Origin of the sequence: Chryseobacterium sp. GVT01B, from assembly GCF_019970045.1 — a bacterium.
In the GTDB taxonomy this organism is placed as follows: Bacteria; Bacteroidota; Bacteroidia; order Flavobacteriales; family Weeksellaceae; genus Chryseobacterium.
Map to the genome: position 1 here is coordinate 149,612 of NZ_JAHXYI010000001.1, position 13,737 is coordinate 163,348.

General features: G+C 35.6%; 12 protein-coding genes. 8 read left to right on the forward strand and 4 right to left on the reverse strand.

From position 1 onward, the window contains the following. Positions 1-2 precede the first annotated feature (2 nt). Positions 3-2,450 (reverse strand): bifunctional UDP-N-acetylmuramoyl-tripeptide:D-alanyl-D-alanine ligase/alanine racemase, encoded by a 2,448-nt coding sequence (locus LC457_RS00680; RefSeq protein WP_223598180.1) that lies wholly within the window; start codon positions 2,448-2,450, stop codon positions 3-5. A gap of 158 nt (positions 2,451-2,608) precedes the next feature. Continuing rightward, on the reverse strand, positions 2,609-3,196 hold the full coding sequence (locus tag LC457_RS00685) for a thymidine kinase (RefSeq protein ID WP_223598181.1): 588 nt from the start codon (positions 3,194-3,196) through the stop codon (positions 2,609-2,611). A 61-nt stretch (positions 3,197-3,257) separates the two neighbouring features. Here LC457_RS00685 and LC457_RS00690 point away from each other — a divergent pair, with 61 nt between their 5' ends. From LC457_RS00690 to LC457_RS00710, 5 genes are all read left to right on the forward strand, one after another. After that, positions 3,258-4,745 carry a hypothetical protein gene (locus LC457_RS00690; RefSeq protein ID WP_223598182.1) on the forward strand — a complete coding sequence of 496 codons (1,488 nt, stop codon included), beginning with the start codon at positions 3,258-3,260 and terminating at the stop codon, positions 4,743-4,745. 2 nt (positions 4,746-4,747) lie between these two features. Next, positions 4,748-5,422, forward strand: coding sequence for a 16S rRNA (cytidine(1402)-2'-O)-methyltransferase (rsmI, locus tag LC457_RS00695; protein ID WP_047377914.1), 675 nt, complete (start codon positions 4,748-4,750; stop codon positions 5,420-5,422). Positions 5,423-5,428: 6 nt separating this feature from the next. Further along, entirely contained in the window at positions 5,429-6,940 is a 1,512-nt protein-coding gene (locus LC457_RS00700) for a WG repeat-containing protein (RefSeq protein WP_223598183.1), read from the forward strand. A 172-nt stretch (positions 6,941-7,112) separates the two neighbouring features. After that, positions 7,113-7,856, forward strand: coding sequence for a 3-oxoacyl-[acyl-carrier-protein] reductase (gene fabG / locus LC457_RS00705; protein ID WP_129041169.1), 744 nt, complete (start codon positions 7,113-7,115; stop codon positions 7,854-7,856). A gap of 3 nt (positions 7,857-7,859) precedes the next feature. After that, positions 7,860-9,179 carry a DUF6056 family protein gene (locus tag LC457_RS00710; protein WP_223598184.1) on the forward strand — a complete coding sequence of 440 codons (1,320 nt, stop codon included), beginning with the start codon at positions 7,860-7,862 and terminating at the stop codon, positions 9,177-9,179. Between the two features lie 46 nt (positions 9,180-9,225). Here the strand turns inward: LC457_RS00710 and LC457_RS00715 are convergent, their stop codons facing one another. Next, on the reverse strand, positions 9,226-10,266 hold the full coding sequence (locus LC457_RS00715; protein WP_223598185.1) for a GMP reductase: 1,041 nt from the start codon (positions 10,264-10,266) through the stop codon (positions 9,226-9,228). A 61-nt stretch (positions 10,267-10,327) separates the two neighbouring features. Here LC457_RS00715 and LC457_RS00720 point away from each other — a divergent pair, with 61 nt between their 5' ends. Genes LC457_RS00720 through LC457_RS00730 form a run of 3 tightly spaced genes read left to right on the forward strand, consistent with a single transcriptional unit; the run spans position 10,328 to position 12,727 of the window. After that, on the forward strand, positions 10,328-11,083 hold the full coding sequence (locus LC457_RS00720) for a prolipoprotein diacylglyceryl transferase (RefSeq protein WP_223598186.1): 756 nt from the start codon (positions 10,328-10,330) through the stop codon (positions 11,081-11,083). Then, entirely contained in the window at positions 11,080-11,313 is a 234-nt protein-coding gene (locus LC457_RS00725; protein ID WP_223598187.1) for a hypothetical protein, read from the forward strand. The genes LC457_RS00720 and LC457_RS00725 overlap by 4 nt, the downstream gene beginning before the upstream one ends. Before the next feature lie 10 nt (positions 11,314-11,323). Beyond that, a complete protein-coding gene (locus tag LC457_RS00730; RefSeq protein WP_223598188.1) occupies positions 11,324-12,727 on the forward strand; it encodes a radical SAM protein in 1,404 nt (467 codons plus the stop codon). A 53-nt stretch (positions 12,728-12,780) separates the two neighbouring features. On the opposite strand, the gene surE is transcribed toward LC457_RS00730, so the two are convergent. After that, the gene (gene surE, locus LC457_RS00735) at positions 12,781-13,569 is read right to left on the reverse strand and encodes a 5'/3'-nucleotidase SurE (protein ID WP_142717462.1); all 789 of its coding nucleotides are present in this window, start codon (positions 13,567-13,569) and stop codon (positions 12,781-12,783) included. Positions 13,570-13,737 lie beyond the last annotated feature (168 nt).

Below are 13,737 nucleotides of genomic sequence, written 5' to 3' on the forward strand. Positions count from 1 at the left end.
AGTTAATCTTTTATATAAATCCGTTTCACCCGAGGCGAAATGGAGGTTAATACTTCATAGGTTATCGTTTTGCAGTAGCCTGCGAATTCTTTTAAACTTGGTTTGGCGTTGAAAACAGTTACAGTGTCACCTTCTTTTACATTCGGCATATTATCTACATTAATCATCATCATATCCATACAGATATTCCCGACAATTGGAGCTAATGTTTTGTTGATTCCTACATTTCCTACCTGATTTCCGATCAGCCTTGGAATACCGTCAGCATACCCAACAGGGATAGTCGCAATTCTTGTTGGGTGATCTGCTTTATATCTTCTGCTGTAACCTACAGATTCACCATTTTCAACCGTTGATATCTGTGAAATTACGGTTTTAAAGCTTACCACAGACTGCAGCTGCTTCTGAATTTCATTATCAGGCGATTCTCCAAGCATTCCGATTCCGATTCTTACCATATCAAACTGATGATTGGTATAACTGGTTATCCCGGATGAATTCAGAATATGGCGGAGAGGAGTATAGCCTAATTTTTCAATAAGATAACTGGAATTCTTTTGAAAAACTTCCAGCTGCCTCAATGTAAATTCTTTTTCCTCAGGCATATCAGAAGATGATAAATGACTGAACATGCTCTGAACCTTTAGATTTTTCTGGCTTAAAGTTTCGCTTAACTGATCCAGTTCAAAATCTTTAAAACCAAGACGGTGCATTCCGGTTTCCAGTTTAATATGGATCGGATATTTCTTATCGTAACCTGATTTCTGAACCGCTTCATAGAATAATTCCAGTACTCTGAAACTATAAATTTCCGGCTCCAGGTTGTATTCTATAATAGTCTGATAACTGTGTTGCTCAGGATTCATTACGATAATTGGAGTGGTGATCCCTTTCTTTCGGAGTTCAACACCTTCATCAACATAGGCCACTCCCAGATAATCTATATGATGGTGCTGAAGAAATTCTGATACTTCATAACTTCCCAACCCATAAGCATTGGCCTTTACCATGGCCATCATTTTGGTTCCCGGTTTCAGCAGTGATTTATGATAGTTGATATTATGAAGAATGGCATTTAGGTTTACTTCCAGTACCGTATCATGTTTTCTGAGTTCAAGAATATCTTTAAGCCTTTCAATCTCAAATTTTCTGGCTCCTTTTAACAAGATAATCTGATTTTCTATTTCAGTAAGGTGCTTGCTTTCAATCAACTCTTTAGTGTCAATGAAAGTATATGTTTTAGCTTTAAATAATTCACTAAAGTTTGATATTTCATCACCAATTAAGAATACAGAATCAAAATGCTGTTCATTGACCAACTCAGAAACTTCTTCATACAATTCTTTAGCGTTGGTACTCACCCCTACAATATCAGTTAAGACCAGCGATTTTTTAGATTTGTTATATTCATTCAAAAACTGGAGGGCAGTCTTCAAAGAATCAAGGTCAAGATTAAAGGAATCATTAATGACAATATTGCCTTTAATTCCTTCAATCGCTTCAAGCCTCATTTCAACGGCTTTTAAAAGGTTGATTTTTTCAACGATCTTTTTATTTTCGATATTCAACTCCTTGAGGACTGTGATAAGCGCCATAGCATTGGTTAATGTCGCTTCGTCTCTCTGATGGGCCGGAAAACTGATTTCTTCACCAAAATAATCAACAATAATGTTGTCATCTTTTGAAATATTGCTTTTGATGAAAACCTGGTTGTCTTTTTTAAATCCGTAAGAAATTAATTTTTTATCAGAATATGATTTTTTGATTTTTTGTTCAACCAAAGAATTGTCACCATTATAAATGATCACTTCAGAATTTTTGAAAAGACTGATCTTTTCATCAATAAGTTGTTCTTCGGAAGAAAAGTTGGCAGCATGAGCGGTCCCGATGTGAGTAAGCAATCCGATCTGAGGATGAAACATGTCTTCAAGTTTTTTCATCTCATGTGGTTTTGAAATTCCCACTTCAAAAATTCCCAGCTTATAAGAACTGTTGATCTGAAGAAGAGAGAGCGGAAGACCGATCTGAGAATTAAAACTTTTAGGACTTTTTACAGTAGGAAATTCATTCCACAGACATTGATATAACCATTCTTTTAAAATAGTTTTACCATTACTTCCTGTAATTCCAATAGATTGTAAGTGAGAATTTTCAAAATGATACTTTGCTAATTTTTGAAGAAACTCTACGGAATTTTCAACAATAATCCAGGTTATATTTTCAAACTCCGGATAATGATGTTCAGAAATAATGACATTGATTCCTCTGTCTATTGCAGATTCTATGAATTTTTCTCCGGAATTTTTATGGGTATTGATCGCGATAAAAGCTGTATTCTTGATAGAATAAATAATTCTGCTGTCATACGCTATATTTTTGATCATTAAATTTCCGTCTCCAATGATCTGTGCATTGGTGATCTCTGCAATGTGTTGTACTGTATAGTTCATTGGTGCCCTTTCTGCTTTATTTTTTGAACGAAACAGCAGAAGTAAAACAGCAAGGAAGCAAGAAACCGATTATTTATACTGATTCTTTTTTCCAGATTTTACCCATTGCTTTCCGCTTTTATTTTTACGAGTGAATATTTTTAGGGGTATTCAGTCCCTTATTTTCTTTTTAAAAGTACTTCGTCAATAAATACACGGCGGCTTACTGCCTCATAGCTTTCGGTTTCTCCCAATTCTACCAGATTATCTCCCTGGGAAATTCTCATAGAATAATTGGCAAGATTACCTGTTCTCTTACAAATAGCATGCACTTTTGTAACATACTCGGCAGTGGCCATCAAATTGGGCATTGGCCCGAATGGTCGACCTAAAAAGTCCATATCCAATCCTGCAATCACCACTCTGATCCCGCTATTGGCAAGCTGGTTGGCAACATCAACAATGCTTTCATCAAAAAACTGAGCTTCATCAATAGCTACTACATCACAATTGGAAGCCAGCAGAAGAATTTCATTAGGGTTTTCTACTGCTGTACTGCGGATTTTATTCTGATTATGAGACACTACATCCTCTTCAGAATACCGTATATCCATTTTTGGTTTAAAAATTTCCACATTCTGTCCTGCCATTTCCGCTCTTCGCAATCTGCGGATCAGTTCCTCGGTTTTACCCGAAAACATAGAGCCACAAATCACTTCCATCCAACCACTTTGTTTGGAATGATTAATTGTATTTTCTAAAAACATTTGTTAAATTAGCCGTATATTTTTAACATCAAAAGTAAGCAATTTTAATAAGAATCTTATTATGCAGAATATCCAAGATTTAAAGGAAAAGATTTTTTTTGAATCCATGAATATCATTGATAATCTGGACAAAATAAGCAACGTAGACGAATTACTTTCCAAGCAAGATCTTGTAGATGAGCTTGCTAACAGGATTTCTTTTTTGAAACTGCTGGAAAAGAATATTGAATATTTCGTTACAGATCAACCGGGGCAGAATCCGGACAATCAGCACATCTCTTTTGCATCCGGAGAAACGGAACATTATGACAAAGGAAATGAGGTAACAGAAGAGGAAGCTATTTTTAATAATGAGCTGAACGAAATTGATGAGAATGAAATTTTCTTAACCGGTTCTGAAGAAGAGGAAGCCGTTTTCAATAACCAGCTGAATGAAATTGTTGAAAATGAATTCCATGAAAATATGGTAAGCTTTGTGGAAGAAGGTTACGAAGAAAAAGTACCGGAAAATACTCAGGAACAGGATTCTGATCATGAAATCCTGGAAGAAGAAGCTGTTTTTAATAATCAGTTGAATGAAATAGATGAAAATGAAATTTCAGAAGAGCAGAGAGCTGTTCTGAGTTTTGTAGACGAAGAAAAAATTCTTGCAGATTCTACCCCGGATTCAGATGAAGATCTCAATGAAGATCTGTTTCATCATGAAGTGACAGAGGAAGAAGCTATTTTCAACAACCAGCTGAATGAAATGGATGAGCAGGAAGAGGAAAATGCTGAGCAAGAATCAAAAAATGAAACTGATTTCGCCGAAGTAAATGATGCTAAAGTTCCTGTGACGGAAATTATTCCAAGTATTTTTGATACAGAAACTCTGGAAGATGAAATACTGATCGAAGAAAATGAGGAGCAGTTTGTAGCTTCTAATGTTTCGATTGAGCAGGGAGAAATGGCCACAGAAACTTCCAATGTAGAAAATATTCTGAGTGAGATTAAAAATGATCATTCAGTAGAAGAGATAAAGGAGGAAAGCATCCTTGCTGAAGTTTATGACAGAAGAAAAATCGTAGAGATCGATAAACCTGCTGCTGAAGAAACAGAAAAACATCCTTCTGATGAAAGCTTTGAAAATTTAGAAGCCTATCATCAGGAGAAAAAAATAAAATTATCCAATATCAAAGGATTGAAGGCCGTTCAGTCACTTTTTGATGACGATCCTTTGGAAAGAGAATTTCCTAACGAAAAAGAGCCTGTAGCAGAGAAAGAAGATAACGGAAGTATTCTGAAGTCTAATATTCCTACCAACTTTATGGAAGCAGACAAACAGAAACCGGAATTTAAACTGGATCTGAATGACAGAATTGCTTTCTCAAAAATGCTCTTTGAAGGAAGTCAGACCGATCTGAATGATACGGTATTCCAGCTAAACCAGTTCAAAACACTGGAAGAAGCCAAAGAATATCTGAGTGATCTGTATTACGAAAGAAAATGGAATAAAGTGGATGAATATGCTCAGAGACTTTGGATATTGGTAGAAAATAAATTCTTATAATTTTGAGCGGAATCTTATATTTTGTTCCCACACCTGTTGGGAATCTGGAAGATATGACTTTCAGGGCGGTCAACGTCCTTAAAGAAGTTGATTATATTTTATGTGAAGACACAAGAACTTCCGGAATACTTTTAAAGCATTTTGAAATCTCAAAGCCTTTAAAATCTTATCATTTACATAATGAACACCAGGCAACTGAGAAAGTGATTACAGACCTTAAAAACGGTCAGAATATCGCTATTATTACCGATGCGGGAACACCCGGTATTTCGGATCCGGGGTATTTGCTGGCAAAAGCAGGAGCAGACAATAATATTGATATGATCTGTCTTCCCGGAGCAACGGCTCTCATTCCTGCACTTGTTGTTTCAGGTCTTCCCAACAATGAATTTTTATTCGCAGGTTTTTTACCGCAGAAAAAAGGCAGACAAACAAAACTAAAACAGCTTGCGGAAGAAAAAAAGACCATCGTTCTTTACGAAAGTCCCCATAAAATCAACACGACACTGGAGCAGATCAAAGAGTTTTTTGGAGAAGAAACCAAAGTAAGCCTGAGCCGAGAGATTTCTAAGAAATTTGAAGAAACCAAACGGGGAACAATCAATGAATTAATTGAATTTTCCAAGAGTAAAACCTTAAAAGGAGAGATCGTTCTTATTGTCAACAATTCTATTTAATTTTTCTTGAAAAAATTAGTTTTTGTATTGTGTTCTGTAGTCTGTACAGCACAGACTAACCAGTATATGAAAGTAATCCTGTCGAAAAAGACTGGGAAGGAGGTGAATTCCTATTCGGACGGATATGGAACGGCTTATGATTCCGGATCTAAAAAGCAGGCAATAGTAGACTCTTTAGGGACCATTACCTTTGAATCTCCCTACAGAGGCGGAATTTTACACATTTTTAAAAACAGATTTATTCTTTATTCTGAAGACGGAAACAATAGAAAATCAGCTATTATTGACGAAAAAGGAAAGGAATTCATTGCTTTGAATGATCAGGAATTCAATACACCCTGGTGGAGTAAAGACCGCATTATTTCTTCAAAACAAGGCAAAGAAGCCGTCTACGATTATAACGGAAAGGAAATTATTCCTTATGCTGAAAAGATCCGATTTTCGGGGAAGGATAGATTCTTTGTTTTAAAAGATAAAAAATGGTTTCTGTATGATCTTAACGGAAAGCAGCTCAGCAGCCGGGAATTTAAAGAAGATTACAACTTTGAAGAGGGTAAAGCATTGATCATTAATGATGACAATGAAAGCGAAATCATTGGAAATAATGGTCAGACCCTGCATAAATTTTCAAAACAGGTAGTAGATATCAATGCGTATCCTTATCTGATTACCAGAAATAAAAGTACAGGAAAATACGGTTTGATTGACACCGAAGAAAATATACTTGCTGAGGAAATCTTTAATGATATCACTCCGGAATACTTTGGCAGAAAAGAATATATCTACCTTATAAAAAACGGAAAAGCAACGGTCTTCAATAAAAAAGATAAGAAACTGTATTCCCAGACTTTTAAATACGTAAACCCTTTATTGAATAATTTTTTCAGTGTCTATAATGATAAAGTAAAGAAATCCGGAATTGTTGATCTGGAGGGGAATATCATTCTTCCTCAGGAATATGATTTTATTAAAGCTTTTACCATTTCCGGGAAAGACTTCATCTACCTTAAAAAAGGAAATGAAGAACAATTTCTGGATAAGGATCTGAAGAATATTGTTGGGGAAGGCGTACAGATTTTAGGCTTTTATCCCGACAATCTTATTATTGGAAAACAGGATCGTTACTATAGGTTTTCTGTAAAAGATGGCTCAACGGCAGAGTTGAAGAATATCAGTCAGATCAGAAATGAAGATGTAGAATATTTTAATCCGCTTAATCAGTATTCAAAACCTTTGGTGTGTAAAAATACAGGCAATCTCTATGGCATTCTGGATGGAAAAGGAACAGAAATTGTTCCCTTTATTTACGAAGATATTATTACATTCGGGAATGCCGAGAACGAAATTGTAGTAAAAAAAGAAGGAAAATTCGGAGTTTCAAACTTTCAGAATGAACCTTTGAAGGAGATTATTTACGACAAATATTTCTGGCAGAAAGAAGTACTGAAGCTGGATAGAAGCAAAAAAACAGACTTTATTTATTTCACGAGATTTAAAAATAATTCTGTTCAGCTGTAATAAAAATCCAAATAATTATCAAAATAATCCAGTATTTTAACAAATTCAATGGGTTGAATAACAATTTATAATATCTTTGCAAACCGTTTAATTCCGGATAGGAATTGTAGAAATTATAAGAGTCAGCTGTCACAAGCTGAATGAGTTAAAAGAAAAATAATTGTCAATAGATATGAAAATATTAGAAGGAAAAGTAGCACTAATTACCGGAGCTACAAGAGGAATCGGTAAGGGTATCGCTGAAATGTTTGCTCAGCAAGGGGCAAAAGTAGCATTTACCTACGCTGGCTCTGTAGACAAAGCAAAAGAATTAGAAGCAGCTTTAAGTTCTGTAACCCAAATTAAGGGATATCAGTCTGACGCATCAGATTATGATGCAGCTCAGAAGTTGGTGGAAGATGTGATGGCAGAGTTCGGGCAGATTGATATTTTAATAAACAATGCAGGAATTACAAAAGATAACCTGTTATTGAGAATGTCCAAAGATGATTGGGATAAAGTAATCAAAGTAAACTTAGATTCAGTTTTTAACCTTACAAAAGCGGTGATTAAGCCGATGATGAAGGCCAGATCCGGATCTATCATCAATATGACTTCTGTAGTAGGAGTGAAAGGAAATGCCGGACAAGCCAACTATGCAGCTTCTAAAGCAGGTGTAATAGGGTTTACAAAATCTGTGGCATTGGAATTAGGATCAAGAAATATCAGATGTAATGCTATTGCTCCAGGATTCATTGAAACGGAAATGACTGCTGTTCTGGACGAAAAAACAGTTCAGGGATGGAGAGAAGAAATTCCAATGAAAAGAGGAGGGCAGCCTGCGGATATCGCGAATGCCTGTGTATTCTTAGGCAGCGAAATGTCAGCATACATTACCGGGCAAACGTTAAACGTTGACGGTGGAATGTTAACTTAGAAAATGAAAAAAGTACAGAATATAGTATTATTCTTGTCGATATTACTAATCATCGGTCTGGCATACATTAGTTTTTTTAATGTATATCAGACCGATGATTATTTTTGTTCTTATGCTACCAGAAAACTTGGACTGATCCAATGTTTTATAGATACCTATACACAATGGGGAGGAAGATATTTCGGATATTCCCTTAACATGTTTAACCCTGTCTTTTATGACAGTAAAACTATTCTTCCGAAAATATATCCGGTATTCTTGATGCTGTCCTTTATTGGAGTTTCAGCATTAAACTTTAAAGAATATTTCAACTATTCTTTGAAAGAATCCCTCAAAAAAGGATTTCTTCTGTTTTTCTTTTACACAGTACTTCTGGTAAGCTTACCAGAGCATTACTTCTGGGTGACGGGTTCCAATATCTATTTCGTTCCTGTCATTTTATCCGGGATTTTACTCTATTTTTTCAAAAAATATGAGGATACAAAACGGAAAATTTGGTTTTACCTTTCAGCTTTGTTGATCATCATGCTGATGGGTTCTAATGAAATTCTGGCATTGATTCTCGAAGGACTTCTGTTAGTCACTTATTATCAGAAACGTAATAAAGAAAACTTGCTTTTGGTATTGATAGGAACTGTTTTTTTACTTGTTTGTTTTCTTGCACCAGGAAACTTCAACAGAATGGGAGAGGTGGAAAGAGGAATGGTAAAATGGCTGAAAAGGATTGCTCTTTTGGGTGCTGATACAACTTATGTAGGATTAAAAGTTATTGCAGTACTTCCATTATTTATTAAAGTTTTTGAAGAAGAGCTTAAAAGGATCACTGTGCAGATAACATTTAAAAAAGCGGTTTTATTTTGGTCTGTTTCACTGATTCCTTTATTATTTACAAGCTATATTCTCACCTCTATTGCAAGACAGTTTGAAAGTATACTCTTTTATTTCCTGCTTACTTTTTCACTGTTGTTATACTTTAAATTTGAAAAAATAAAAAAGTTCTGGTGGGTTTCTCTTTTGATTGTTTTTCTTCCTGAACTTAAAATTTTCCCGGAAAAGTATTCTTATTTTAATATTGATTTTAATGGGGGAAATATAGTTATGGAACTTCTTACTACAGATCTTAAGGAATATGAAAAAGAGATGGATGAAAGGATAAACATCATTAGAAATTCTTCTCAAGACTCTGTTGTAGTGGATAAGATAAAAGAAGTTCCTAGAATTTTACATACCGATGAAATGGCTTCTGTAAAAGAACAGGAAACCTATGTAAATGACCAGCTTCAAAAATATTTTAATAAAAAATATATTAGAACGAAAGAATAAAAAAGGCTTTAGAATTATTATCTAAAGCCTTTTATGTTATTATTTTTTAATCTTTAAAAACCTGATTTTCCTGTTCCTGAACCCGGATAAAAGTGGTTCTCTTGGAAAGTTCTTTAAGCTTTGAAGCTCCTACATAAGTACAGGTAGACCTTACGCCCCCCAAAATATCTTTTACAGTGTCTGCAACAGGACCTTTATACGCTGCTTTCACTGTTTTTCCTTCAGAAGCCCGATATTCGGCCACTCCTCCGGAATGCTTATCCATTGCCGTTTTGGAACTCATTCCATAGAAAAGGCGGTATTTTTTACCATTTTCTTCAATCATTTCGCCGCCGCTTTCATCATGACCGGCAAACATCCCGCCCAGCATTACGAAATCAGCGCCTCCTCCAAAGGCTTTTGCAACATCACCGGGAACTTTACATCCACCATCAGCGATGATATGTCCACCTAGGCCGTGAGCAGCATCAGCACATTCAATAATAGCAGAAAGCTGAGGATATCCAACCCCTGTTTTTACCCTGGTAGTACAAACAGATCCGGGACCAATACCTACCTTTATAATATCGGCACCTACAAGAAGAAGCTCTTCCACCATTTCTCCTGTAACAACATTTCCGGCGATAATAATTTTATCCGGAAAATTAGCCCTTGCTTTCTTCACAAATCCAACGAAATGCTCAGAATAACCATTGGCTACATCAATGCAGAGAAACTCAATTTTTGGGTGCTTTTCAAGAATCAGTCTTATTTTTTCCTCATCAGCTTTTCCGGTTCCTGTGCTTAAAGCAATATATTGATGAATACTTTCCGGCTGGCTTTCTAGAAATTGATCCCATTGTTCAGGAGTATAATGTTTGTGAATCGCTGTAATAATCTTTTCTTTTGCCAGCTCTACAGCCATTTCAAAAGTTCCTACAGTATCCATATTAGCAGCAATTACGGGAACACCTGTCCATTTTTTCTTAGTATGTTTAAAAGTAAATTCTCTTTGTAAATCAACCTCTGAACGAGATTTTAAAGTAGAACGTTTAGGGCGGAACATTACATCCTTGAACCCCAGTTTTATGTCATATTCTATACGCATTTTGTAATTATTTGTCAGAATAAAGGTAGTGAATAATATGAAATAGTGTATTTTTGAAATAATGGATTTTCCTGTAACATTTCATATTTTCGGCAAAACAATCCTTGCGCATCCACTTTTTGAGGCTGTCGGAATGTTCTTGGGTATGAGATATTATTTTTATCTGAAACGAAAGTCTAATGAAAAACTTTCTTTCAATACTTCTGCGGCGGTTTTAATAGGTGCTACTGCCGGAGCTTTGATAGGCTCTAAACTGATCGGTAATCTTGAAAATCCTTATGCATTATTTGACAATTTTTCTATCAGAAAGTTCTGGTCAAGCAATACCATTATAGGAGGGCTGGCTTTTGGCTTATTGGGAGTAGAGCTGGCAAAAAAGATAGTACACCATAAAGAAAGTACGGGAGATCTTATTGTTTTTCCTCTCATACTGGCCATGATTATAGGCAGAATAGGGTGTTTTCTTACCGGTATTGGCGAAGAAACATATGGCATTCCTACTGATTCTGTTTTTGGAATGCATCTGGGGGACCAATATCTCAGGCATCCTGTTGCTTTGTATGAAATAGCCTTTTTAATTTTTCTTTGGATAGGATTAAAGTATATTCAAAATCATAAGAAATACCCTTCCGGTTTTATTTTTCAGCTGTTTATGCTCAGCTATTTTACATTCAGATTCTTTTTAGATTTTATAAAACCAAGGGCAGAAATCACTGCAAATTTGGGTACGATTCAAATGGTCTGTATCTGCGTAATTATTTACTACATTTATAAAATTAAAAATACCAGGTCTTTATATTCAAAATATTCAAGATGAAAACGTTAACTATTTTAGAAGTCGGCAATCTGGCAGGGTTAGTCGTAATTATCGTTGGTGCAATTATTTTGGTTGCACTGGTTTTATCCCTTATTGTCACTGTTATAACAAAACTTATTTACGAAAGAAAGGGAGACCGGAAATTCACCAGGAAACAATTTATTCAGACAATGCTTATATCCCTTCTGATCTGTGGATTGATCAGCGGTTATATTTGCGGAGGACTTTAAAAATTTTGCTATGCCAGTAAGAAATTATACCTATTACGACTATACAATCAGTCTTTGCCCGGAATGCCTTAAAAGGATAGGAGCCAAAATCATTATTGAGGATGAAACTGTTTTTATGACCAAAAGATGCCCGGATCATGGCTTTTTCAAAACAAAAATAGCTTCTGATGTACATTATTATAAAAATATAAGAAATTATAATAAAGCCTCTGAAATGCCCCTTCATTTTGGAACCGATGTAGAATATGGGTGCCCTTATGATTGTGGACTATGCGTAGATCATGAACAGCACAGCTGTCTTTCTATTGTAGAAGTTACAGATCGTTGTAACCTGACCTGTCCAACCTGTTATGCAATGTCCTCACCTCATTATGGAAGTCACAGAAGCCTTGAAGAAATTGAGGCCATGTTTGATGTTATCGTAAAAAATGAAGGTGAACCGGACGTGGTGCAGATCAGTGGAGGGGAACCTACAATTCATCCGGAGTTTTTCAAAATTATGGATATTGCCAAATCAAAACCGATCAAACATCTGATGCTGAATACCAACGGAATCAGAATAGCCAATGATCCGGGATTTGCTGAAAAATTGGCGATGTATGCTCCTGAATTTGAAATTTACCTTCAGTTTGATTCATTTAAGCCTGAAGTCCTGGAAGATTTCAGAGGGAAGGATCTTGCTGCAGTCAGAATGAAGGCACTGGAAAAACTTAATGAGCTTAATCTTTCAACTACATTGGTTATTGTTCTTCAAAAGGATAAAAATATTGATGAAATAGGAAAAATTATAGAATTTGCCCTGAAACAGAAATGTGTAAGAGGAATTACCTTCCAGCCTGTTGAAATTGCCGGAAGAAACCGGGAAGACTCTGCTCATGAAAAAATTACCTTAACTGAAGTGAGACAGGAAATTATCAATCAGTTTCCTTTATTAAATTCTGATGATATTATTCCTGTTCCGTGCAATCCGGATGCTCTGGCTATGGGATATATCTTAAAACTTCAGGACGAAATAATTCCTTTAACCCGATATATCAATCCTGCAGATCTTCTGAATAATGAATCAAGGAATACCATTGTTTACGAACAGGATAAGGGACTGCACATGCAGCTGCTGGATATTTTTAGTACCGGAATTTCCGTAGATAAAGTTCAGCCTAAGGTCAATCAGTTACTGTGTTGTCTGCCGGAAGTATGTGCTCCGGATCTTGACTATGATAACCTTTTCAGAATCATTATTATGAACTTTATGGATGCTCATGATTTTGATGTAAGGGCAGTGAAGAAGTCGTGCGTACATATTGTCAATAAAGACCTGAAGTTAATTCCTTTTGAAACTATGAATCTTTTTTACAGAGATGATAAAAAGGCATATCTGGAAGAGCTCAGAAAAGAAGATAAAGTATTATTTTAACACTATAAAAGCAAAGCGTGAAATCTGATTTCACGCTTTTATTATCTCTTTGGTTATTTTACTTCTTTTACATCTTCAAAAGTCATTACTTCCTCCAGTGTTTTCATGTATTCATATGCCGTAAGGTCAAACTTTACCGGAACAATAGAAATATATCCGTTTGCCAATGCAGTTTCATCAGCATCTTCAGAATCATCCATATTGTTAAAATAACCGGTCAGCCAGTAATATTTTTTACCGTGAGGGTTTATTCTTTCGTCAAAGCTTTCTTCCCATTTTGCGTGGGCCTGTTTACATACTTTTACGCCTTTTATTTCTTCAGCAGGAAGTTTAGGAATATTTACATTCAATACAATTCCTCTAGGCATTGGGTTTTCCAGAGTTCTTCTTACGATATTCTGAATAAATTCCTTAGCCTGGGTAAAATCAGCTTCCCAGCTGAAATCCAGTAATGAGAATCCAATCGCAGGAATTCCTTCTACACCCGCTTCTACTGCAGCTGACATCGTTCCCGAATAGATCACATTAATAGAAGAGTTTGCTCCGTGATTGATTCCTGAAACCACAATATCAGGTCTTCTTTTCAGAATTTTATCAAGAGCCATCTTTACACAGTCTACAGGAGTTCCGCTGCATGAAAAATCTGTCTGCGGGCCATCCAGGGTAACTTCTTCGTAGCTCAGGGTAGAATTAATGGTAATAGCGTGGCCTTTTCCACTTTGAGGAGAGTTAGGTGCCACAACAACTACTTCTCCGATTTCATTCATAAAACTGATAAGATTTCTGATACCAGGAGCTGTAATTCCATCATCATTAGTAACCAGAATAAGCGGTCTTTCCATAAATTATCTTTAATATTTTTATTCAAATAGAGTGAATTTGTTCATTTCAGAATAGAACAAATAGATTTTCAACCCATCAAATGTAGGCAAAAATAAGACGTGATAAAACAGCAGATTTATTATTGATTGTTGTGAAATCGAAATTGAGATTTTCTTATTTTCACCCTG